Here is a 20,823-nt window from a genome sequence, read left to right on the forward strand (position 1 = left end):
TTACTTCACCACGGCCGCGGCGAGCTGGGACAGCGGCTCAGCCAGGGCGTTGACCGCGTCCGAGAGCTCCTTGCGGTCGGCCTTGCCGACCTTGTCGTAGGAGGTGAAGTCGTACGACGTGGTGCTCGGGCGGTACTGGTCGAGCAGCTTGTCCAGGGCCGCGAACTGCTCGTCGAGTTCGGTGACGAGGGCCGCGTCGTTCTCCTTGGCGACCGGCTTCAGCAGGTCGTAGGACTTCTGCGCGCCCTCGACGTTGGCCTTGAAGTCGACCAGGTCGGTGTGCGAGTAGCGCTCCTCCTCGCCGGTGACCTTGCCGGTGGCGACCTCGTCGAGGAGTTCCTTGGCGCCGTTGGCCATGGAGGTGGGGGTGATCTCCGCCTTGCCGACCCGGTTCTGCCAGTCCTTCAGGTCCTTGATCAGCAGGTCGGCGAGGTCCTTCTCGCGGGCGCCGATCTTCTTGTCCTGCCAGAGGGCCTTCTCCAGGCGGTGCCAGCCCGTCCAGTCGGTGGCCGGGTCCTGGCCGTCCTCCAGACCGTCCTCGCGGACGTCGACCTTGGGGTCGATGTCGCCGAAGGACTCGGCGACCGGCTCGGTGCGCTCCCAGCCGATCCGGGAGGGGGCGTAGGCCTTCTTCGCGGCCTCGACGTCACCGGCCTTGACGGCCTTGGCGAAGGTCTCGGCGAGCGGCAGGGTCTCGTCGGCCTGCTGCTGGACGTAGGCGCGGTAGTCGGCGACGGCCTTGTCCAGGCGCGGGTCGCGCTTGACGGCCTTGCCGCCGGTGGCCTTGACGGCCTGCCGGATGCCGTCGCCCTTCATGCCGGGCTTGCACGCGATCTGGTAGTCGCCGGCCTTCACCTCGGCGGTGACCCGCTGCTTGGTGCCGGGGCCTATGTTCTCCCGCTCGGTGACGACCCGGTCGTCGGGGAAGAGGACGTAGACCTCGGTGACCTTGGAGCCCTTGTTCTCGATGGCCAGCTCGACGTGCCCGGCCGGGAACTCCTTCTTCGACACCTGGCACTTGTCGTCCGTCGCCGTCACGTTGATGACGTGGTCGCCGTCCTTGGCGTCGCTCTTCTCGGTGCAGCCGGTGACGGCGGCCAGGGCCGCCGCGGCGGCGATGACGGCGTAAGCGGGACGAGCGGGTCGCATGAGGGCTCCAGGGAAGAGGTAGGTGAGGCTCACCTAAGGCAGCACATAAGAATGGCTTAAGTGGCTCAAAATCGCCGTCATGGTTGGGTCAAGGGAGGGTCAAAGGTGGCATCACGCCCCCTGCCGCACCGTCGCACGTCCCTGACCGGCAAGAATGCCTCCCGTGACTGACTACGACGTGCTCCGCGTCTTCTGCGGGCCGAACGGTGGCTACGGCAACGAGCTCGGGGTCGTGCGCGAGGGGTCCGTGATGCCCGAGCCGGACGAGCGGCAGGCGTTCGCCGCGAAGACCGGGTTCAGCGAGACCGTGTTCGTCGACGACCCCGAGCGCGGAGTGATCGACATCTACACGCCCACGCTGCGGCTGCCCTTCGCCGGGCACCCCTGCGTCGGGACGGCGTGGCTGCTCGACGTGCCCGAGCTTCGCACGCCCGCCGGAGTGGTCGGGGCCCGCCAGGACGGGGAGTTCTGCTGGATCGAGGCCCGGGCGGAGTGGGTGCCGCCACGGACCCTGCGCCGGTACGCCAGCGCCGCCGAGGTCGACGACCTGGTCGTGCCGCCGCCGGGGGAGTGGGTGTACGCCTGGGCATGGGAGGACGAGCCCGCCGGGCGGATCCGGGCCCGGGCCTTCCCCGGCCGGGACGACGGCATCGACGAGGACGAGGCGACCGGGGCCGCGGCCCTGCTGCTCACCGACCGGCTGGGCCGGGCCCTCAACATCACCCAGGGCGCGGGCTCCCAGATCCTCACCGCGCCCCAGCCGGGCGGATGGACCGAGGTCGGCGGCCGGGTCCACCTCGAACGCTGACCCGGACGGAGCGCGCCCGTACGGGTGGAACAGCGTGTGTGGGCGGTGGTGAACGGGGACCAGTGGGCGTGACCAAGCACCACCGCGAGAGGAATCTCATGCGCATTCGATCCGCTCTGGCCGTCGTCGCCCTGACCGCCGCCCTGTCCGCCTCCGGCGCGGCCGCGGCCTTCGCCAACGACGACGCGGAGTACCGCGACGACCACCACGTCGCGTGCAGCCCGTACTTCGGTGAGCTCGAGGCCGAGACCGCCGAGATCGAGTGGGGCGGGGCCGTCTGCCACAACGGTCCGTTCGACATCTGATCCGACCTCTGAGCAGGACGGGCACGGCTCTCTCCCGAGCCGGCACCGGGGCCCCCTCGCCACGTGCGAGCGGGGCCCCGCCCGTTCACGCCGTCAGCGGGAACTCCTCGCTCAGCGCCTCGAACATCGCGTTGTTCAGCCCGTACGCCCGCTTGCACTCGGCCACGATCCGCTGCCGCTCCAGCTCGTCACCGGGCACCGCGTCCAGCAGCTCGCAGTAAGTCCGCTTGAAGGCGGCCGGGTTGGGGATCTCCTCGAAGACGTAGAAGCGGACTCCGTCGCCCCTCTTCGAAAAGCCCCATGTCTTCTCGGCCGTGTCGCGGATGATCTGCCCGCCGGAGAGGTCGCCCAGGTAGCGGGTGTAGTGGTGGGCGATGTAGCCGCCCGGCCAGGTGCGGGCGCACGCCGCGATCCGCTCCGCGTACTCCAGGGTGGCCGGCAGTGCGGTGGCCTGCTTCCGCCATCCGGGGCCGCGCAGATGCTCCAGGTCCCGCTCCAGCGCCGCCAGACGGAACAGCTCCGGACGGATGAAGGGCCCGGCCACCGGGTCCGCGGCCAGCCGCCGGGCGCCGGACTCCAGCGCGCCGTACACGAACCACAGCTGCTCCGTGTAGCGCGCGAACGCCTCGACCTCCAGCCGGTGCCCCAGCAGGTCCCCGATGAAGGCCGAGCCCCTGGCCTCCTCGTGCTGCTCGCGAGAAGCGGCCCGAAGGAGCGTCGAGAAGGATTCCATGCGCACACTTTTCCCGACGTGCTGTCGGTAAAACATGCGTGCGGAAAGGCGCGGCCCGCCCCCCGGGGGGAGGACGGGCCGTGCGGTGGCGTGCGGGCGGCGGGGTTACGGCAGGGTCAGGATCTCCGCGCCCGAGTCCGTCACCACCAGCGTGTGCTCGAACTGGGCCGTGCGCTTGCGGTCCTTCGTGACGACCGTCCAGCCGTCGTCCCACATGTCGTACTCGTGCGTGCCGAGAGTCAGCATCGGCTCGATCGTGAACGTCATGCCGGGCTGGATGACCGTCGTCGCGTGCGGGCTGTCGTAGTGCGGGATGATCAGGCCCGAGTGGAACGACGAGTTGATGCCGTGCCCGGTGAAGTCCCGGACCACCCCGTAGCCGAAGCGCTTGGCGTACGACTCGATGACCCGGCCGATGATGTTGATCTGGCGACCCGGCTTGACCGCCTTGATCGCCCGCTCCAGGGACTCCCGGGTCCGCTCCACCAGCAGCCGCGACTCCTCGTCGACGTCCCCCACCAGATAGGTGGCGTTGTTGTCGCCGTGCACACCGCCGATGTACGCCGTCACGTCGAGGTTGACGATGTCGCCGTCGCGCAGGACCGTCGAGTCCGGGATGCCGTGGCAGATGACCTCGTTGACGCTGGTGCACAGCGACTTCGGGAAGCCGCGGTAGCCCAGCGTCGAGGGGTAGGCGCCGTGGTCGCACATGTACTCGTGCGCGACCCGGTCCAACTCGTCCGTGGTCACCCCTGGGGAGATCAGCTTCGCGGCCTCCGCCATCGCCCGGGCCGCGATCCGGCCGGCCACGCGCATCGCCTCGATCGTCTCGGGCGTCTGCACCTCCGGTCCGGTGTACGGCGTCGGCGCGGGCTTGCCGACGTACTCGGGGCGACGGATGTTTCCGGGCACGGAACGGGTGGGGGACAGCTCCCCCGGGACGAGCAGCGACTGGCCAGACATGCAGCGAGTCTAACCAGCGGGGATGGGGGAACATGTCGATGGCGAGAGGAGCTGGTCATGGCCCTGTTCAAGAAGCGCACGGTCGGCAAGCCGGGCGAGTGGTACTACTGCCTGGAGCACAAGAAGGTCGAAGAGGGGCCGGAGTGCCCCGGCAAGGACCGGTTCGGGCCGTACGCCTCCCGCACGGAGGCCGAACACGCGATGGAGACCGCCCGCGAGCGCAACCTCCAGTGGGAGAACGACCCCAACTGGCACGACGCCCCGACAGGCACGAGGGACGCCGAGAGCTGACCCCCAACGCCCGGGCCCCGACGGCCCGGGCGTTCACGACACCCGGCCCCCGGCGCGCCCCGCCCTCGGACGTTCGCGATGTGAGCGATGCTGCGGCTGCGACGGTAAGAGATTCGGGCTGACCCGGCCCAGTCGGCACGCTACCCGGGCCGCCGCGGCCTCGACGGCGTGATACCGGGGTGCATTGGCCCCAGCTGCGGTGTGCCCGGGTTGCAGCGGCCTCCGGGCCGGGAGACCCGGGCTGCGCCGGCCTCGGCGGCATAAGGCCCGGGGCGTTCCGGCCTCGGTGGCAGGGCCCGGGGGTGTCCCGGCCCCGGCTGCGGTGGGCCCGGGGTGCGTGGGCCTCGGCGGGAGGCTCGGGTTGTTTCGGGTTCGGCGGCGCGATGCCCGGGGTGTCCCGTCCCAGCGGTGCGACGTCCTGGCTGCCCCGGCTCCGGCGGTGGGAAGCCCGGGCTGTGTGGCCCCGGCGGTGCGATGCCGGGGTGCCCCGCCCCGGCGGTGCGACGTCCTGGGTGCCCCGTCCCGGCGGTGCGATGCCCGGGGTGCCCCGCCCCGGCGGTGCCACATCCTGGGTGCCCCCCGCCCCGGCGGTGCGATGCCCGGGGTGCCCCGCCCCGGCGGTGCGATGCCGGGGTGTCCTCGCCCCGGCGGTGTGGGGCCGGGGTGCGTGGCCTTGGCGGTGTGATGTCCGAGCTGTCAGGTCCCCTGGCGGCCGGTTGGGGGCGCGGTCTCGGTGGCGTGATGTCCGGGGCGCCCCGGTGCCGGTAGTGGGGCGGTCGGTGTCACCAGCGGGCGGGTGGTGGGGCTGTCAGGTGTTCTGCCAGGCGGGCCACCCGGTCGCGTAGCCGGCGTCGGCCCCGTGGGGTCGGCAGGGCGTTCTCCCCGGCTGCCGCGCTGACCAGGTGCTGCACCGTGTCGAGGTCCAGTTCCGAACCGTCCGGGACGGCCAGCGTCTCGTGCGCCAGGGACGGAAGCTCGCCCCGGCCGGGGCCGAGGGCCAGGATCGTCACTCCGGCGCGGCGGGCGTCGGACACCCGTTCCAGAAGCGGTGCGGCGGGCCCGGGCCCCTCGGGCGCGACCACCAGCAGCGTCTCACCCCGCCGGGCCGCCTCCAGCCGCCCCGGCCCGACCGCCAGGTGCGCCGGATCCGAGGGGCGGGCGTGGTGCCGTACCAGCGTCGGGGCCAGCTCCGGCGTGCCCGACCAGGCCGCCTCGTCCACCAGGTGCGCGGCGAGGTGCCACGGCTCGTACTCCGGCGTGCCGACCAGCAGCAGCCCGCCGCCGTGCGACACCACCGAGCCGCGCAGCGCCCCGGCGAACCGCCGGGTGGCCCCCAGCCACTCCGTCCCGGCGAGCACTTCCCGCAGCAGCGCGACCCGTACCGCATCCATGGGACCGCATCCTGCCCCGAGTGGTCGCCCGTGACGTGGAGTTCACCCCGCATTCGCCCGGGCTGGGGAGGCGTACCGGTCATCCGTACCGCCCTCGAACGACCTGGCCCGTCCGGGGCGGCGGCGCGGCCGTAGAGTCGGGGCCATGACCTCTACCGACAGTGCTGCCGCCGACAACGCCCAGAAGGCGCCCGCCAAGGACCCCTGGGACCTGCCCGACGTCTCCGGACTCGTGGTCGGCGTGCTCGGCGGAACCGGGCCGCAGGGCAAGGGCCTGGCCTACCGGCTCGCCAAGGCCGGCCAGAAGGTGATCATCGGCTCGCGGGCGGCCGATCGCGCCCAGGCGGCCGCCGGGGAACTCGGCCACGGCGTCGAGGGCGCCGACAACGCCGAGACCGCGCGCCGCAGCGACATCGTGATCGTCGCCGTGCCGTGGGACGGCCACGGCAAGACCCTGGAATCCCTGCGCGAGGAACTCTCCGGCAAGCTCGTCGTCGACTGCGTCAACCCGCTCGGCTTCGACAAGAAGGGCGCCTACGCCCTCAAGCCCGAGGAGGGCAGCGCCGCCGAGCAGGCCGCCGCCCTGCTCCCGGACTCCCGGGTCACCGCCGCCTTCCACCACCTGTCGGCCGTACTGCTCCAGGACCCGGAGATCGACGAGATCGACACCGACGTGATGGTGCTCGGAGAGGCCCGCGCGGATGTGGAGATCGTCCAGGCCCTGGCCGGACGCATCCCGGGCATGCGCGGCATCTTCGCCGGGCGGCTGCGCAACGCCCACCAGGTGGAGTCCCTGGTCGCGAACCTGATCTCCGTCAACCGCCGCTACAAGGCGCACGCCGGGCTCCGCGTCACCGACGTGTGAGCCGTCGGGGCGCATGGGGGACACTGGACGGCACCAGCAGTACCGCAGTGTCCCCCGACAGGAGTCACCCCATGCCCCGCCTCGGCCTCTACGCCCTGATCGTCTGCGTCCTCTCCGTGGCCGCCGCCGTCGTCTCCTTCACCCGGGGCAGCTTCCTGGGGATCGTGTGGGTGCTGCTGGCGGGCCTGTCGTCCAACATGTGCTGGTACTACGTCAAGCGCGCCAAGCAGCAGAAGTCCGCCACCGGCTGACCCCTCACGGAGCCACCGAGCAGAACTCGTTCGAGCCCTGCCAGAAGCGGTACAGCTCCTGACCGCAGTACACGCACGACTGTGCACTCTGTGCAGTACCATGCTGTCCTCAAGAGGGGGCCTCATGGCAAAGCCACTGCGCGGCCTGCGCGCTATCCGTCTGCCCGTGCTCACTGACTCCTCCACCAGCGTGGAGCGCCAGAGAGAGGCGGGCGACAAGTCCGCGGCAGCGCTGAACATCGACTTCGGGGAGGGGGACGGCCTCCGTGAAGCCGTCGACCTCGACGTCTCCGCGCTGAAGTTCAGCCCGTTCGCCCGCCCACAGTTGGGTAAGTGGCTTGCGCGCCCTGACGAGTACGACGCCATCGTCTGGTGGCGCTTCGACCGCGCCATCGCGTCGATGTCGGACATGCATGACCTAGCCAAGTGGGCGAAAGAGCATCGGAAGATGCTCGTCTTCGACGAGGGCGTAGGCAACGCCGGCCGACTCATCTTCGATTTCCGAAACCCCATGGACCCCATGGCAGAGCTCATGATGATGCTCTTCGCCTTTGCGGCCCAAGTGGAGCGCGTGAGCACCAAGGAACGGGTCACCGGCGCGCACGCTGCCATTCGGCAGATGGAGAACCGGTGGAAAGGCGGGCGACCGCCGTACGGTTACGAGCCTCAGCGTCTAGAAAGCGGAGGGTGGACGCTGAAGCCCGACGAGTACGCCGTGTCGGTCATACAGCGAATCATCCGCGACCTGAAAGGCGAAGGCAGCGTCACGGGAAAGGGGAAGTCCCCGACTGCAATCGCTATCGAGCTCACGTCGGAAGGTGTTCTCACTCCCCGGCGGTATTGGGCGAAGAAGCGGCAGGAACTCCGCCAGGCTCAGACTGCCACGTCGGCCGACGCGGAACTGAGCGACGAAGTCGAGGCTGAGGCCGAAGCGGAGGAGCCGGCGCAGAGTCGGCGCGGGTGGACTGGCGCGATCATCAAGGGGATGCTCACCGATCACGCCATGCTCGGGTGGAAGACCTACAACGGTCAGGTCGTCCGTAAGACGCAGACCGGGGTACCTGTCCCGTTCACAGACGAGCCGATCCTTACCCGCGAGGAGTTCGATCACGTGTCGGCGCTCTTCGCGTCACGAGCTCGTCAGCCCGTCGAGCGTAAGGACACGAACGCACCCCTCTTGGGTGTGCTCACGTGTGACGGATGCGGCGGACGCATGTACCTCCAACGCCGGACGAAGGTGCAGAACTACGTCTGCCAGGCCTTCAGCCCCGGCTTCCAGTGCCCCGCCCCGTCATCCATCAAGCAGTCTTGGGCGGAGGAGTACACGGAGCGGGAGTTCCTGCGGAAGCTCGGGGGTGTGCGCGTGCTGGAGCACGTCACGATTCCGGGTTACGACCCTGCGCCGGAAATCGAGGAGACGGAGGCAGACTTTAAGGCGCACTTGGCGGAGCGCGGTAAGCAGAAGTCCCGCGCGGCGATTGCGGCATGGCAGGAGCTCCACGACGCCCTAGACGCCCGCCTGGCGGAGCTGGAGGCGCGCCCGAAGACGGAGGCGCAGACCATCGTCAAGGAGCAAACCGCCACCTACGCGCAGATGTGGGAGGCGAGCGATGATCTTGAACGCCGGGCGCTGCTGCTGGACTGTGGTGTCGTGGTCCGCGTCAAGCGCGGCACTCGGGGCGGGTGGCGGAAGCTCGACGAGTCACGGGTGTCGTTCGACGTGACGGCGGGGTTCTTCGCTGACGCTGCTGCGGAACTCGACGGTCTAGCAGCTGAGTTGGCCAACTGACGGAGCACACAACAAAGCCCCTCCAGCCTGGCCGGAGGGGCTTTGATCATGCGCGGGCCGACGGTCGCTCAGGGAGCCTATCGGAGCGGTCTAGGTAGTAGTCCACCCATGCGCGCACGACCGCTGAGCGGTCCGTTCCTGCCTCTTTGGTCGCCTCGTCGAAGGCGTCCCATGTCTCGTCATCGATACCGCGGATGCCGCGCAGCTTGTGCTTGTGGACGTTGGCCATAACGGCAGTCTGCCAGGGTGGTTGACCACCTGTCGACCCTATGCCGCTATCGAGGCGTCGAAGGTGGTTAACCACCTATCCGGACGAAGGCCCTGAGGCATCCTGGCAGATCACACACGGGGCGCTCGTCCTCTATAGAGGAGCTTCCATCTGACGCAGAAGACCCCCTTCGTCCTCGTCGTCGGCAACACGAGCACCGCTGACGCTCTGGCCGACCTCACTGCCTTCGCCTGCGACGTCAGCGACCGTCTCCGCTTCCCCACCGTCGTCGCCACCGGTCGCGAGTACGACCCGACGGAGTACGAGGCGGTTGTGCTCGCCGATGGGTGGTCGGAGACGTTCGAGTCGGCCGCGCTGGGCTGTGAGGCACTCCTCGCCGACATGTGCACGCCGTATTGGATGACGTCTACGAGTACGACGTCAACACCACCTGCGGGCACTGTGGGGAGGACGACCCGGAGGCCGCTCCGGTGCGGTCCGTCGACGGCTGGACCGTGTCGGTGTGCCCGGGGTGCGCATCCCGCGGAAGGCCCGGGCCGAAGCCCAACCCCGCCGCACGCCACTCGCGGCACCGTGCCGACGAACGCGTCGTCACCTACCTCCCGCCTGACGGTTGTCAGGACGACCCGCCACCGATGCCGCCAGGGCGGACGTGGACGGGCGCCGAAGAGCAGCACTGGCGGGAGCTGTGGAGGACGCCGGCCGCACACGCGTGGGACGACGGTGTCTTCCCTGCCGTCGCTGCCCTTGTAGTGGCGACGTCGACCATCCTTGGGTCGGGCCGCGTGAGTGCCCAACTGATCGGCGAGCAACGCGCCCTGATGAACGACCTGGGTCTCACACCCGCTTCGATGGAGCGCATGCGCTGGGTCATCGGTGAGCCACCCCACACAGTGAGGCCCGACTGATGGGACGTCGAGAGCAGCGCGCACAGCGCATGCGCGACGAGGCACGAGGCGTGGACACACGCACGGGTCAGCTACCCGACTACCCGTGCCCTGCCCGCCTGGTGGAGGAGTGGCTTGCCCGGGGCTCTTTGCGTTCCATAGGAGGATTCAACATGCCTTATCGCGACATGCCCGAGTGCAAGCGACCGGGCACATTCAAGAGGTCGCCTCGTCGACGCCGTGACGGAGCTCAGGATCTCCCGGGGGACAAAGTAGCTGACTTCGTCGGCCTTGACCCGCTCTCGAATGCTCCGAAGCTCCTCGAAGCCCCGCAGAGGTTTGCCCGGGGCGGAAGAACGCGAGGCGGCATCCCTGGGGTGGACTCGATCCCGATCTTGGCGATGGAAAACGAGTTCATTATTCGCCGTGAGAGCGCTGAGAAGATCGGGTTCGATAAGCTCGCCTATATGAACGCCACGGGTGAAATCCCGGGCGTTCAGCGATTCGCCGACGGAGGCATCGTCGGAGCCCTGGGCGACGCCTGGGACTGGACTCGCGACAAGGTCAGCGGTGCAGTCTCCAAGGGAATCGACTGGGCGAAGACGGGCGCTGATCTGATCGCCAATCCGTCGAAGGTTTGGGCGAAGCTCATAAAGCCGATCCTCGACAAGGTGAAGTCGAACCTCGACGTCGGGGGACTGGGCGCCACGCTCGCGAAGTTCCCCGTGAAGATGGTCGGTGGCTGAAGGACAAGATCGTCGACGCCGTGACCTCCCTGGGCAGCAGTGGAGGCGGAGGCGGCAACATCGGCGGGACGATCCCGACGGGTGAGCGGGCAGGCATCATCCGCGCTGCCATGGCTGCCGCGCACGTGCCCCCACCGGGCACTGTCGAGCAGTGGCTCCGCGGCATGAATACGCTGATCATGCGTGAGTCCGGCTGGAATCCGAACGCCCGCAACAACTGGGACATCAACGCCAAGAACGGCGTCCCGTCTCAGGGGCTCGCCCAGACGATCCCGCCCACGTTCAACTCCTACGTCCCGGCGTCCCTGCGCTCCCGCGGGATCCTGGACCCGGTGGCGAATGTGGCGGCGTCCATTCGCTACATCGTCGCCCGGTACGGCAACATCACGAACGTCCAGCAGGCCAACGCGAACATGCCGCCTGCCGGCTACGCGATGGGTGGCCGTGTCGAGCCAACGTGGTTCGACGACGGGGGCATGATCGACCCCGGCTTGCACCTCGTCGCGAACGGGACGGGACGCCCGGAGCCAGTCTTCACTGCTCAGCAGTGGGCGGACATCCGCGGCGCGAAGAGCGGCGGTGCGACGACGCTCTCCCCAGTCATCGAAAACCACGTTTACGTGGGCGCCCGTGAGCTGACTGACATCGTTGACGAACGCATGGTCGTCCACGACGACGCCCTTGCGCGCGACATGCACTACGGCCGCAACGTCTGACGAACACCTAGCCGCCCCTCCGCCATGGACGGGGCGGTTCGCACACTCCCTACCCACACCCCGCGGGCCGACATGGTCCGTGGGGCGTTCCTATGACTTCAGGAGGAGCACCATCCTTGGACAGTCGGCGAAGAACCAGAGCATCACTTGCCCGCACTGCAAGGCAGACGTCGAGCAGCAGCCTGGCGCGGGACGCGTCAAGCTCTACTGCGCGCCGGAGCACGGCCGGGCCTGGCAACGTCGCATGCGCCACGCGGGTTGGCTCTAGGCGCTCTTGCGCAACACCACCCTCCGGCGGGATGGTCGTAGAACATTGCGCAACCCGCGTGACGACGGAGGCCACTATGGCGCTCACTAGCTTCGGCAAGGACCCGGAAACGAATGGGGATCACTGCCCTACGGTGTTCCTGGACAAGGAGAGGCAGGAGTTCGTCTTCCAAGGATGGAAGGCGGACGAGGCACTCCAGGCAGAATGCCTGAAGACGGGGCCTATCCCCGACACGGAGGCAGTCGTCCGACTGCCCGTCCGCATGGCGCAGCAGATCAGGGAGGCGCTCGATGCCGCAGAACGTGCCCCCGTTCGCTGAGCTCCTCGCCGGCTGTCAGCGCTCCGCGGTCCACCTGGAGACGCGGGACGTCTACGGAGTTGTGGAGGAGGACGCCGACTTTGCCGCATGGCGCGACGGGTGGGAGTACGACCTCGACGACCGGTCGTCGTGGTGGAACGGCTTTCACGACTCCGTGGCCGACGCTGTGAGTCGTGGCGTCAGCTTGCGTCGAGCCCGGATCGTCTCGGAGCCCGTCAGTGAGTACATCCGGTACGAGCACTCATGCACGCCGCAGAACCTTGCGGCCGGCGAAGACGTCCGGTGGCTGCCTCGCCGCCTCGCGTCGGACTTGCTCCTCCCCGGAAACGACCTCTGGATCTTCGATGACCGGCTCATCCGCTTCAGTCTGTTCGCAGGCGACGGACGGTTCGTCGAGGACTTCATGTGCGACGCGGCCGACGTCGTGAAGCGCCATGCGGAAACGTTCGAAGCCGTGTGGGAGCGCGCCATCCCGCACGAGGACTACCGGATCTGAGCGACGCCCAGTGACGCAACCTCCCTACCCTTCAACGGCCCTTGACGCCGCACGTCGAGCCATCGCGGAACAACTCCGCGAGATCCGGCGTGATGCGGGTCTGACGGGTAGGGAGGTCGCTGCCCGCGCAGGTTGGCAGCCCTCGAAGGTGTCGCGGCTCCAGAGCGCAACGACCCCTCCGACAGACGACGACATCCGGGTTTTCTGCCGCGCGTGCGACGCAGAGGACAAGATCCCGGATCTCCTCGCAGCCAACCGCACGGCCGACTCCATGTATCTGGAGTGGAAGCGTGTCCAGCGCACCGGCCTGCGACGGCTGCAAGAGTCCCGCATCCCGCTGTACGAGCGCACGCGAACCTTCCGCGTGTACAGCTCCAGTGTGATCCCCGGGTTCCTCCAGACCTACGAGTACGCCGCCGCGCTGCTCGGCACCATCGCGAACTTCCACGGAGCCCCTGGCGACGTCGCTGACGCAGCAGAGGCCCGGGTGGAGCGGTCGCACATCATCCGTGAGGGTGGGCATCGGTTCGCCATCGTCCTGGAGGAGTCCGTCCTTCGCCACGTCGTGGGCGACGCCGCGACGATGGCCGGTCAGTTGGGTTACCTGCTGTCCGCCATGGCGCTCCCCTCCGTCTCCGTCGGCATCGTCCCCACCGGGCGCCCCCGGGGGATGTGGACGTTGGAGACGTTCACGGTCTTCGACGAGAACCGTGTCCATGTTGAACTGCTTACGGCAGCCATAACGGTGACGACGCCCGGAGAGATCACGCAGTATGCCCACGCCTTCGAGGAGATGGCGGGTCTAGCTGTGTACGGCGCGGAAGCGCGGTCGCGTATCTCAGCCGCGATTGATTCGCTCGACTGAAGAGCCGTAGAACTTCATAGAACCTCGTGGAATTCCCATTCACATCACACCTACCTTCGACGAACAGAACCCGCGCGGCGGAGGTGCAGGGATGGCGCTTGAGACAACGCTCAGAGAACCGATCCATCTGACGGACCCACTTACGGCGGAACCGCCCCACCCCGTCAGGGGTTGCGACATGTGTGAATCGAGGTTCGGGCAGTGGCAAGAAGCCTCTAACCCGCGGAGCACTGCTTACGATCCGTCGCACGCAACGGATCTGGCGATCGAGATCAAGCGCCACCCGCACGAGTGGAAGAAGACGGCGCGATGAACAACGGGCCGTTCCCGTGGGTGGTGACGAAAGAGGAGCTGGAGCAGGCACCGACCGGAGCTTTCGTCGAGTGCGCGGACTGTCTTGGAGACAACAGGACGTTGCGCGACGGCGATGACCCGCTCAGGTGGGCCCGGGATCACGTGGCGATGCTGCCGCATCACAACCGATTCCGCGTCGTCACCCTGAAGAACTTCAGCATCGCTTCCGTCCTGTCGCCTACACCTGACTCCGCGCGCTGACTGCCCCGAGCAGACGTCCCGCGGAGGGCGCGGCGGGGTCTGAGGCCGGCATACCCGGCCCCGCCCGCGTCCTGACTCCTCGTCCCGTTCCTCTGGATCTTCGCGGGACGAGGTGCCGCTCGACGACGACAGCGCCCGATCATGGCGGGCGCTGGGGCGGACGAGCCCCGTTCATCTCCCGAGCCCTGGGGAGGTGAGCGGGGCTTTTGTGTTTCCGCCGGTCGTCAGGCTGTACAGCCCACGTTAGGCCCGGTGTCCCGTAGGAAGCTGAATACATAGTCGTATAGGTATTGACCGCAGTACGTCTCGAAGTCGCTGATCCCGAGCGACTTCAGGATCGTGTCGATCACGTCGAAGAAGACGCCGTTGACCGCCGGCAGCCACAGCAGCGCGAACACGAACAGCAGGCCGAACGGCGCGAACGGCTCCACCTGACGCCGGATGCCGTAGGACAGCCACGGTTCGAGCACGCCGTAGCCGTCCAGGCCCGGCACCGGCAGGAAGTTCAGCAGCGCGGCCGTCACCTGGAGCAGCGCGAGGAAGGCCAGCGCGAACCGGAAGTCGCTCGGCACGCCGTCCAGCGCGTCCAGCCAGAACGGGGCGGTGCAGACGACGGCGAACAGCACGTTCGTCAGCGGGCCCGCCGCCGAGATCAGGCTGTGCTTCCAGCGCCCCTGGATCCGGCCCCGCTCGATGAACACGGCACCGCCGGGCAGACCGATGCCGCCCATGATCACGAAGATCACCGGCAGGACGATGCTGAGCAGGGCGTGGGTGTACTTCAGCGGGTTGAGGGTCAGATAGCCCTTCGCGCCGATGGAGATGTCGCCGCTGTGCAGGGCGGTGCGCGCGTGCGCGTACTCGTGCAGGCACAGCGAGACGATCCACGCCGCCGTCACGAACAGGAACACGGCGACGCCGGGCTGCTCGGCGAACCCGGTCCAGGTCGCCCAGCCCGTGACCGCCGTCACGGCGACGATCCCGACGAACACGGGACTGATCCGTCGCTCGCTGTGGCGGGTGGTGGCGGTGGTCATGGGGCTCCCTGCACTCGTCGACACGGGGTGGAACGGCCCGACGGTACCGGGCCCGGGTGAAAAACGTCTCGCGCGGGGCGGTCGGTTCCGGGGAGGGTGGGCCCATGGGGCTGTGGCACGTGTTCTACGAGGACTGGCAGATGGAGTGCTGCGGCACGCCGTTCTCGGTCGGGGACGAGGTGAGCTGGCCGCTGCTGCTCCTGGACGCGGACACCGTGCTGGGCGGCGGCTGGCGCGACCAGCTCACCGAGGTCGCCGGGCCCGTGACGGACCTGGGCGGGGTGCGGCTGGTCCGGGAGGCGACGGGCCTGCCGGTGGCGCTGGGGGCGGACCCCGGCGCCGAGGAGGACCGGCGCCCGCGGCCGGGGAGCCGGACCCGGACGGCGGGGCTGCTGTGCGTCGAACGGCACGGCGCGAGGTGGCCCGAGGCCAGCGGGCGGGTGCGGGCCGTCCAGGTCCTGACCCAGACCTGGACCGAGACCGCGCCCGGCTCCCGCTCCTACGAGCCGGTCGCGGGCAAGCGCGCGTTACGGACGGTGGAGCGCTGCCCGCGCCGGTTCACCGAGACCGGCGGAGACCGGGCCGCCGACGGGCGGGCACGCAGTTCCCGGGAGTCGGGCGTGGTCGTGACCCTGGACGTGCCGGGCACGAACTCCCGCCTCTCCCACGCCGTCCGCCGGGCCCGGGGCCTACCCGAGCAGCACACCGAGCCCGGCGCGGAGACCCGGGGCATCGGGGCGGCGGACCTGACGGCCCTGCTGGAGACCCTGAGCACGACGACACCCCCACGGCAACCGGCCGACCGCACCCGACGCCGCCACGCGGGCACGTGAACGCCCCCACACCCGCCCCCACCCCCGCCCCCGACCGGCCCGCCGCACCGGCGATCGCCGTGACCCGCCCCCCGTACACCGGAGACAATGAGCCCGTGCACTACCGCATCCTCGGCACCACACAGGCGCTCCGCAGTGACGGGACAACCGTTTCGGTCGGCGGGGCGCGGTTGCGTGCGCTGCTGACCGTGCTCGCGCTGCGGGCCGGACGGACCGTGCCCGCCGGGCTGCTCGTCGACGAGGTGTGGGGCGGGCAGCCGCCCGCCGACGCGCCCGGCGCGCTCCAGGCGCTGGTCGGGCGGTTGCGGCGGGCGCTCGGCGCTGCCGCGATCGCCTCCGTCGAGGGCGGGTACCGCCTCACCGCCGCCCCTGACGACGTCGACCTGCACCGGTTCGAGCGGCTGGCCGGTGAGGGGCTGCGGGCGCTGGCCGACGGCGACCCCGCCAAGGCCCTCGTGGTCCTCGACGACGCCCTCGCCCTGTGGCGCGGCCCGGCCCTCGCCGACCTGCCCGACCGCACCGCCGAGGCGGCCCGCCGGGACACCCGCCGCCTGGACGTGCTGCGCGCCCGCCACACCGCCGCCCTCGCCCTCGGCCAGGCCGAGCAGTCGCTGCCGGAACTGACCGCCCTCTGCGACGGCCACCCCCTGGACGAGCCCCTCCAGGCGCTGCGGCTGCGCGCCCTGCGGGACGCCGGCCGCGCGGCGGAGGCCCTGGACGCCTACGACGACGTCCGGCGCCTCCTCGCCGACCGCCTCGGTACCGACCCGGGACCGGAACTGCGCTCGCTGCACGCCGAGTTGCTGAGCCTCGGGGAGCTGCCCGGCGCCGCGCCCGCCGCACGGGAGCAGGGCGCGTCCGTCGGCAACCTGCGCGCCCGGCTCACCTCCTTCATCGGCCGGGAATCCGACATCGACACCATCCGCGGGGACCTCGCGGCGGCCCGTCTTGTCACCCTGCTCGGCCCGGGCGGCGCGGGGAAGACCCGGCTGTCGCAGGAGGCCGCCGAGGCCGTGCGCGAGACCATGCCCGGCGGGGTGTGGTTCGCCGAACTCGCCCCCGTCGACGACCCCGACGCCGTACCGGAGGCCGTGCTCACCGCCGTCGGGGCCCGCGAGACCGTGCTGTACGGCGGCGGCGCCGAGGGCATCCGCGCCGTCACCGAGCGGCCGGACGACCCCGTCGAGCGCCTCGCCGAACACTGCTCCCGGCCCCGCATGCTGCTCATCCTCGACAACTGCGAGCACGTCGCCGACGCCGCCGCCCGGCTCACCGAGGAGCTGCTGGCCCGCTGCCCCGACCTCGCTGTGCTCGCCACCAGCCGCGAACCCCTCGGTGTACCGGGGGAGTTGCTGCGGCCGGTGGAGCCGCTGCCCGAGCCGGTCGCGCTGCGGCTGCTCGCCGACCGGGGTGCGGCCGCCCGGCCCGGCTTCCGGATCGAGGACGATCCCGAAGCGTGCGCCGAGATCTGCCGGCGTCTCGACGGCCTGCCGCTGGCCATCGAACTGGCCGCCGCCCGGCTGCGGATGCTCACGCCCCGCCAGATCGCCGACCGCCTCGACGACCGCTTCCGTCTCCTCACCTCCGGCAGCCGTACCGTCCTGCCCCGCCAGCAGACCCTGCGCGCCGTCGTCGACTGGTCCTGGGACCTGCTCGACGAGGACGAACGTGACGTCCTGCGGCGGCTGTCGGTGTTCGCCGGCGGTTGCGACCTGCCCGCCGCGGAGGCGGTGTGCGGACCGGCCGCCCTGGAGGCGCTCGGCTCCCTCGTCGACCGCTCGCTGGTCGTGGCCGCCCCGCCGGACGGCTCGGCCGACGGGGAGATGCGCTACCGGCTCCTGGAGACGGTCGCCGAGTACGCCGGCGAACGGCTGGACGAGTCGGGGCAGCGCGCCGAGGCCGAGCGCGCCCACCTGACGTACTTCCGTGAACTGGCCCGCCGTACCGACCCGTTGCTGCGCGGCCGGGAGCAGCTCACCGCCATCCACCGGCTGGAGCGCGAGTACGAGAACCTGCGCACCGCGCTGCGCCACGCCGTCGCCCTGCGCGACGAGCAGGAGGCGCTGTGCCTGGCGCTGTCCCTCGTCTGGTACTGGCAGATGCGCGACCTGCGCATCGAGGCGCGCAACTGGTGCCGCGAAGTCATGGCGCTCGGCCCCGACCCCTTCGCCGAGCCCGTCCGTCCGGCCGCCGCGGTGTGGGAGCGCTGCACCGACGCCCCGCCCCCGATGACCGGCGAGGTCCTCGCGGAGGCCCGGCGCGGTATCCACCTCGCCCATCTGGCCTGCATGGACACCGAGCTGGACGCCTGGCAGAACCCGGATTCCCAGCGGAAGCTGCGCGCCATCGCCGCCACCTACGAGCCCGGCCTTCCGCAGAACTGCCGTATGCCCGGCCTGCTCTGGTTCTTCGCCGTGATGCTGACCGGAGACATGGACCGGCTGCGCGTCATCATCGACGCCTCCATCCGCACCTGCCGGCAGACCCCGGGCTTCGACTGGGAGCTCGCCTCCGGCCTCCAGATGCGGGCCAACTTCCGCGCCAACCGCACCGACTGGGCCGGGGACGCCGCCCGCGACGCCGACGAGGCACTGGAGGTCTTCCGCCGCCTGGGCGACGACTGGGGCACCGCCGAGGCCCTCTCCGCCCGCGCCGAGGCCCAGGAACGCAAGGGCGCCTACGCTGTGGCCGCCGCCGACTACGAAGCGGCCATCGGGCATGCCGAACGCCTCGGCGCCCGGGCCCAGGCGGCGGTCCTGAGCGCCCGGCTGGGCAACGCGCTGCTGGAGGCGGGCGAGGACGAACGCGGTGAGCGGTTGCTGCGCGAGGTGATCGCCCAGCACGAGGACTCGCACAGCGAGGCCATGCCCGCCGCGCGTCTCTTCCTGGCCGGCCGGCTGGGCATGACGGACCGCGTTCCCGAGGCGCGCGAACAGCTGCGGCGGCTGCGGCAGGACTTCCGTATCGCCCACTTCATCGTCTTCGACGCCTACATCCTCGGCGCGGAGGCGTGGCTGGACGTCACGGAGGGGAGGTACGAGGAGTGCCTGCGCCTGATCCGCAAGGGGATGAAGCGGGCCGCCGATCCGCTGTCCGAGGCCATCACGCCCCATCTGCGCTCGGGGTATCTGATCATCGGCGCCCGGGCCCTGGCCGCCATGGACGGCGGAGGACGCGCCGGGGACGCGGCCCGCTGCCTGGGTGCCTTCGACGCCCTGTTGCCGCCCCGGCACGTCGCCCAGCGGCAGGAGCGCGAGACCCGCGAGCGAACGGAGCGCCAGGCCAGGGCGCTGCTCGGGGACCAGGCGTACGAGAGCGCGTACGCCGAAGGCGGCCGCCTCTCCCTGGAGGAGGCCGCCGCCCTGCTGTGACGCGCATCGGGCGCGCCCGGTCAGCTCTTGGTGCGGAACTTGTGGATCGCGACGGGCGCCATCACGGCCGTGATCAGCACCGACCAGCCGAGTGTCACCCACAGGTCGTGGGCGACCGGCCCGCCCACCATCAGACCGCGCGCGGCGTCCGCGAGCGTGGACAGCGGGTTGTAGTCGGTGAAGGCCTGGAGCCAGCCCGGCATGGACGTGGTCGGGGCGAAGATCGACGAGCCGAACTGGAGCGGGAACAGCACCAGGAAGCCCATCGCCTGCACGGACTGCGCACTCTTCATGATCACGCCCAGGGTGAGGAACACCCACATGATCGACGAGGCGAACGCTGTCGACAGCGCGACCGCCGCGAACAGCCCGGGCCAGTTGGTGATCTCGAACCCGACCGCCACGGAGACGACCATGAGGACGGCGGTCGCGAACAGCATCCGCAGCAGCTCCACGGAGATCTTCGCGAACAGCACCGAGCCGCGCCCGATGGGCAGTGACCGGAAGCGGTCCATGACACCGGAGTTGAAGTCCTGGCTGAAGCCGGTGCCGACGCCCTGGGAGAGCGTCATGCTCATCATCGCGATCATGCCGGGGATCACGTACTGCACGTACTGGTCCTGCCCGCCGCCGAGCGCCTGCCCGATCGAGCCGCCGAACACGAACACGAACAGCAGGGTGAAGATGACCGGCATCAGCAGCGCGTCGGCCATCGACTCCGGGTCCTGGCGGATCCACAGCAGATTTCGGCGGACGAGGGCACTGGTGTGCCGCACATGCCCGCGCAGCGAGATACGGGCGTCGTCCTTCGACGCGGGGCTGGTCAGGGTGGCGGCACTCATACGGCGACCTCTTCGCGGTCCTCGGCGGGCGGGGCGTCCTGCGGGGCACTGGCACGGTGGCCGGTGAGGGACAGGAACACCTCGTCCAGGCTGGGCAGTTCGGTGGTGACGGCGGCGAGTGTGATGCCGCGGGAGGTGACGGCGCCCACGACGGCGGTGAGCTGCTCGTCGCTGAGGATCGGGACCAGCAGGGTCCCGGAGGCGGCGTCCACGGTGGTGGTCGCGAGTCCGGTGATGCCGAGCCCGTCCAGGTGCGCGGCGAGCGGCCGCAGGTGCAGGGCGTCGGCCGGCCTGATCCGCAGGGTCCGCCCGCCGACCTTGGCCTTGAGCTCCTCGATGCCCCCGCCCGCGACGACCCGGCCCTTGTCCACGACCGTCAGCTCGGAGGCGAGCTGCTCGGCCTCCTCCATGTACTGCGTGGTCAGCAGCACGGTCACCCCGTCGCCGACCATGGTCTTGACCTCGTCCCACACCTCGTTGCGGGTGCGCGGGTCGAGGCCGGTGGTCGGTTCGTCGAGGAACAGGACGGCGGGCCGGCCGATCATCGAGGCCGCCAGGTCGAGCCGCCGCCGCATACCGCCGGAGTAGGTGCTCGCGGGCCGCTTGGCCGCCTCGGTCAGCGAGAACCGCTCCAGCAGCTCGTCCGCCCGGGCACGGGCCTCCTTGCGCGGCAGGTCGAGCAGCCGGCCGATCATGTACAGGTTCTCCCAGCCGGGGAGCTTCTCGTCGACGGACGCGTACTGGCCGGTGAGGCCTATCACCCGCCGCAGCTGCCGCGGCTGCCGTGCCACGTCGTAGCCGGCCACGGTCGCCTGTCCCGAGTCGGCCTTCAGCAGGGTGGACAGGATCCGCACCAGGGTGGTCTTCCCGGCCCCGTTCGGCCCGAGCACCCCCATCACGGTGCCCTCCCGCACCTCCAGGTCGACCCCGTCCAGAGCCTTGGTCTCCCCGTAGTGCTTCACCAGCCCCCGCACGGTCACAGCGGCGCCGCCGGTTCGTGTGTCGATTCGCGTCATGGCACAGACGGTCTCAGGGCCCACCGACAAATCACCGACAAGCCGCCGACACCCCTTGTCGGCGCTCCCGACGCAGTGGGTGCTCTTGCCGGAAAAGT

The 20,823-nt window shown here is 70.3% G+C and carries 21 protein-coding genes; 13 read left to right on the top strand and 8 right to left on the bottom strand.

Annotation, left to right across the window (positions count from 1 at the left end):
- Entirely contained in the window at positions 1-1,149 is a 1,149-nt protein-coding gene (efeO, locus tag ACFZDE_RS09255) for an iron uptake system protein EfeO (protein WP_391198776.1), read from the bottom strand.
- Positions 1,150-1,312: 163 nt separating this feature from the next.
- Between efeO and ACFZDE_RS09260 the strand changes: the two genes are divergently transcribed.
- Both ACFZDE_RS09260 and ACFZDE_RS09265 read left to right on the top strand, forming a co-directional pair.
- Positions 1,313-1,957: a PhzF family phenazine biosynthesis protein gene (locus ACFZDE_RS09260; RefSeq protein ID WP_391198779.1), complete on the top strand. Its 645-nt coding sequence runs from the start codon at positions 1,313-1,315 to the stop codon at positions 1,955-1,957.
- A gap of 98 nt (positions 1,958-2,055) precedes the next feature.
- Positions 2,056-2,262: a hypothetical protein gene (locus ACFZDE_RS09265; RefSeq protein WP_390997707.1), complete on the top strand. Its 207-nt coding sequence runs from the start codon at positions 2,056-2,058 to the stop codon at positions 2,260-2,262.
- A gap of 85 nt (positions 2,263-2,347) precedes the next feature.
- Here the strand turns inward: ACFZDE_RS09265 and ACFZDE_RS09270 are convergent, their stop codons facing one another.
- Entirely contained in the window at positions 2,348-2,995 is a 648-nt protein-coding gene (locus tag ACFZDE_RS09270; RefSeq protein ID WP_391198782.1) for a biliverdin-producing heme oxygenase, read from the bottom strand.
- A 105-nt stretch (positions 2,996-3,100) separates the two neighbouring features.
- Positions 3,101-3,958, bottom strand: coding sequence for a type I methionyl aminopeptidase (gene map, locus ACFZDE_RS09275; protein WP_142164330.1), 858 nt, complete (start codon positions 3,956-3,958; stop codon positions 3,101-3,103).
- Positions 3,959-4,015: 57 nt separating this feature from the next.
- Between map and ACFZDE_RS09280 the strand changes: the two genes are divergently transcribed.
- Positions 4,016-4,249, top strand: coding sequence for a hypothetical protein (locus tag ACFZDE_RS09280; protein ID WP_390997713.1), 234 nt, complete (start codon positions 4,016-4,018; stop codon positions 4,247-4,249).
- Positions 4,250-5,031: 782 nt separating this feature from the next.
- Here the strand turns inward: ACFZDE_RS09280 and ACFZDE_RS09285 are convergent.
- Complete coding sequence (locus ACFZDE_RS09285) at positions 5,032-5,640, bottom strand: hypothetical protein (protein WP_390997716.1); 609 nt, start codon at positions 5,638-5,640, stop codon at positions 5,032-5,034.
- Between the two features lie 145 nt (positions 5,641-5,785).
- On the opposite strand from ACFZDE_RS09285, the gene npdG reads away from it, so the two are divergent.
- From npdG to ACFZDE_RS09300, 3 genes are all read left to right on the top strand, one after another.
- Positions 5,786-6,505, top strand: a complete 720-nt coding sequence (npdG, locus tag ACFZDE_RS09290; RefSeq protein WP_390997718.1) for an NADPH-dependent F420 reductase — start codon at positions 5,786-5,788, stop codon at positions 6,503-6,505.
- Positions 6,506-6,576: 71 nt separating this feature from the next.
- Positions 6,577-6,756, top strand: coding sequence for a hypothetical protein (locus tag ACFZDE_RS09295; RefSeq protein ID WP_390997721.1), 180 nt, complete (start codon positions 6,577-6,579; stop codon positions 6,754-6,756).
- Between the two features lie 124 nt (positions 6,757-6,880).
- A complete protein-coding gene (locus tag ACFZDE_RS09300) occupies positions 6,881-8,545 on the top strand; it encodes a recombinase family protein (RefSeq protein WP_391198784.1) in 1,665 nt (554 codons plus the stop codon).
- Between the two features lie 46 nt (positions 8,546-8,591).
- Here ACFZDE_RS09300 and ACFZDE_RS09305 read toward each other — a convergent pair whose 3' ends face one another.
- The gene (locus ACFZDE_RS09305; RefSeq protein WP_391198787.1) at positions 8,592-8,774 is read right to left on the bottom strand and encodes a hypothetical protein; all 183 of its coding nucleotides are present in this window, start codon (positions 8,772-8,774) and stop codon (positions 8,592-8,594) included.
- 1,060 nt (positions 8,775-9,834) lie between these two features.
- On the opposite strand from ACFZDE_RS09305, the gene ACFZDE_RS09310 reads away from it, so the two are divergent.
- From ACFZDE_RS09310 to ACFZDE_RS09330, 5 genes are all read left to right on the top strand, one after another.
- The gene (locus tag ACFZDE_RS09310; protein WP_391198789.1) at positions 9,835-10,407 is read left to right on the top strand and encodes a hypothetical protein; all 573 of its coding nucleotides are present in this window, start codon (positions 9,835-9,837) and stop codon (positions 10,405-10,407) included.
- A gap of 20 nt (positions 10,408-10,427) precedes the next feature.
- The gene (locus ACFZDE_RS09315; protein WP_391198791.1) at positions 10,428-11,123 is read left to right on the top strand and encodes a transglycosylase SLT domain-containing protein; all 696 of its coding nucleotides are present in this window, start codon (positions 10,428-10,430) and stop codon (positions 11,121-11,123) included.
- A 558-nt stretch (positions 11,124-11,681) separates the two neighbouring features.
- Positions 11,682-12,206, top strand: coding sequence for a DUF6879 family protein (locus ACFZDE_RS09320; RefSeq protein ID WP_391198794.1), 525 nt, complete (start codon positions 11,682-11,684; stop codon positions 12,204-12,206).
- A 10-nt stretch (positions 12,207-12,216) separates the two neighbouring features.
- A complete protein-coding gene (locus tag ACFZDE_RS09325; RefSeq protein WP_391198797.1) occupies positions 12,217-13,071 on the top strand; it encodes a Scr1 family TA system antitoxin-like transcriptional regulator in 855 nt (284 codons plus the stop codon).
- Between the two features lie 309 nt (positions 13,072-13,380).
- On the top strand, positions 13,381-13,626 hold the full coding sequence (locus tag ACFZDE_RS09330) for a hypothetical protein (protein WP_391198799.1): 246 nt from the start codon (positions 13,381-13,383) through the stop codon (positions 13,624-13,626).
- Positions 13,627-13,850: 224 nt separating this feature from the next.
- On the opposite strand, the gene ACFZDE_RS09335 is transcribed toward ACFZDE_RS09330, so the two are convergent.
- Complete coding sequence (locus ACFZDE_RS09335; RefSeq protein ID WP_391198802.1) at positions 13,851-14,663, bottom strand: site-2 protease family protein; 813 nt, start codon at positions 14,661-14,663, stop codon at positions 13,851-13,853.
- A 104-nt stretch (positions 14,664-14,767) separates the two neighbouring features.
- On the opposite strand from ACFZDE_RS09335, the gene ACFZDE_RS09340 reads away from it, so the two are divergent.
- Both ACFZDE_RS09340 and ACFZDE_RS09345 read left to right on the top strand, forming a co-directional pair.
- Entirely contained in the window at positions 14,768-15,496 is a 729-nt protein-coding gene (locus ACFZDE_RS09340) for a DUF6578 domain-containing protein (RefSeq protein WP_391198805.1), read from the top strand.
- A gap of 95 nt (positions 15,497-15,591) precedes the next feature.
- Positions 15,592-18,867 carry a BTAD domain-containing putative transcriptional regulator gene (locus ACFZDE_RS09345; protein WP_391198808.1) on the top strand — a complete coding sequence of 1,092 codons (3,276 nt, stop codon included), beginning with the start codon at positions 15,592-15,594 and terminating at the stop codon, positions 18,865-18,867.
- 20 nt (positions 18,868-18,887) lie between these two features.
- On the opposite strand, the gene ACFZDE_RS09350 is transcribed toward ACFZDE_RS09345, so the two are convergent.
- Both ACFZDE_RS09350 and ACFZDE_RS09355 read right to left on the bottom strand, forming a co-directional pair.
- Positions 18,888-19,709, bottom strand: coding sequence for an ABC transporter permease (locus ACFZDE_RS09350; protein WP_391198811.1), 822 nt, complete (start codon positions 19,707-19,709; stop codon positions 18,888-18,890).
- Positions 19,706-20,725 carry an ATP-binding cassette domain-containing protein gene (locus tag ACFZDE_RS09355; protein ID WP_390997735.1) on the bottom strand — a complete coding sequence of 340 codons (1,020 nt, stop codon included), beginning with the start codon at positions 20,723-20,725 and terminating at the stop codon, positions 19,706-19,708. Before ACFZDE_RS09355 ends, ACFZDE_RS09350 begins: the two co-directional genes overlap by 4 nt.
- Positions 20,726-20,823 lie beyond the last annotated feature (98 nt).

Source organism: Streptomyces sp. NPDC007929 (assembly GCF_042959065.1).
Classification (GTDB): Bacteria; Actinomycetota; Actinomycetes; order Streptomycetales; family Streptomycetaceae; genus Streptomyces.

What these genes read in the sequence shown, in the direction of transcription:
- efeO (WP_391198776.1), bottom strand. Translation starts at nt 1,149, where the DNA reads ATGCGACCCGCTCGTCCCGCTTACGCCGTCATCGCCGCCGCGGCGGCC.
- ACFZDE_RS09265 (WP_390997707.1), top strand. Translation starts at nt 2,056, where the DNA reads ATGCGCATTCGATCCGCTCTGGCCGTCGTCGCCCTGACCGCCGCCCTG.
- ACFZDE_RS09270 (WP_391198782.1), bottom strand. Translation starts at nt 2,995, where the DNA reads ATGGAATCCTTCTCGACGCTCCTTCGGGCCGCTTCTCGCGAGCAGCAC.
- map (WP_142164330.1), bottom strand. Translation starts at nt 3,958, where the DNA reads ATGTCTGGCCAGTCGCTGCTCGTCCCGGGGGAGCTGTCCCCCACCCGT.
- ACFZDE_RS09280 (WP_390997713.1), top strand. Translation starts at nt 4,016, where the DNA reads ATGGCCCTGTTCAAGAAGCGCACGGTCGGCAAGCCGGGCGAGTGGTAC.
- ACFZDE_RS09285 (WP_390997716.1), bottom strand. Translation starts at nt 5,640, where the DNA reads ATGGATGCGGTACGGGTCGCGCTGCTGCGGGAAGTGCTCGCCGGGACG.
- npdG (WP_390997718.1), top strand. Translation starts at nt 5,786, where the DNA reads ATGACCTCTACCGACAGTGCTGCCGCCGACAACGCCCAGAAGGCGCCC.
- ACFZDE_RS09295 (WP_390997721.1), top strand. Translation starts at nt 6,577, where the DNA reads ATGCCCCGCCTCGGCCTCTACGCCCTGATCGTCTGCGTCCTCTCCGTG.
- ACFZDE_RS09300 (WP_391198784.1), top strand. Translation starts at nt 6,881, where the DNA reads ATGGCAAAGCCACTGCGCGGCCTGCGCGCTATCCGTCTGCCCGTGCTC.
- ACFZDE_RS09305 (WP_391198787.1), bottom strand. Translation starts at nt 8,774, where the DNA reads ATGGCCAACGTCCACAAGCACAAGCTGCGCGGCATCCGCGGTATCGAT.
- ACFZDE_RS09310 (WP_391198789.1), top strand. Translation starts at nt 9,835, where the DNA reads ATGCCTTATCGCGACATGCCCGAGTGCAAGCGACCGGGCACATTCAAG.
- ACFZDE_RS09320 (WP_391198794.1), top strand. Translation starts at nt 11,682, where the DNA reads ATGCCGCAGAACGTGCCCCCGTTCGCTGAGCTCCTCGCCGGCTGTCAG.
- ACFZDE_RS09330 (WP_391198799.1), top strand. Translation starts at nt 13,381, where the DNA reads ATGAACAACGGGCCGTTCCCGTGGGTGGTGACGAAAGAGGAGCTGGAG.
- ACFZDE_RS09335 (WP_391198802.1), bottom strand. Translation starts at nt 14,663, where the DNA reads ATGACCACCGCCACCACCCGCCACAGCGAGCGACGGATCAGTCCCGTG.
- ACFZDE_RS09340 (WP_391198805.1), top strand. Translation starts at nt 14,768, where the DNA reads ATGGGGCTGTGGCACGTGTTCTACGAGGACTGGCAGATGGAGTGCTGC.
- ACFZDE_RS09350 (WP_391198811.1), bottom strand. Translation starts at nt 19,709, where the DNA reads ATGAGTGCCGCCACCCTGACCAGCCCCGCGTCGAAGGACGACGCCCGT.
- ACFZDE_RS09355 (WP_390997735.1), bottom strand. Translation starts at nt 20,725, where the DNA reads ATGACGCGAATCGACACACGAACCGGCGGCGCCGCTGTGACCGTGCGG.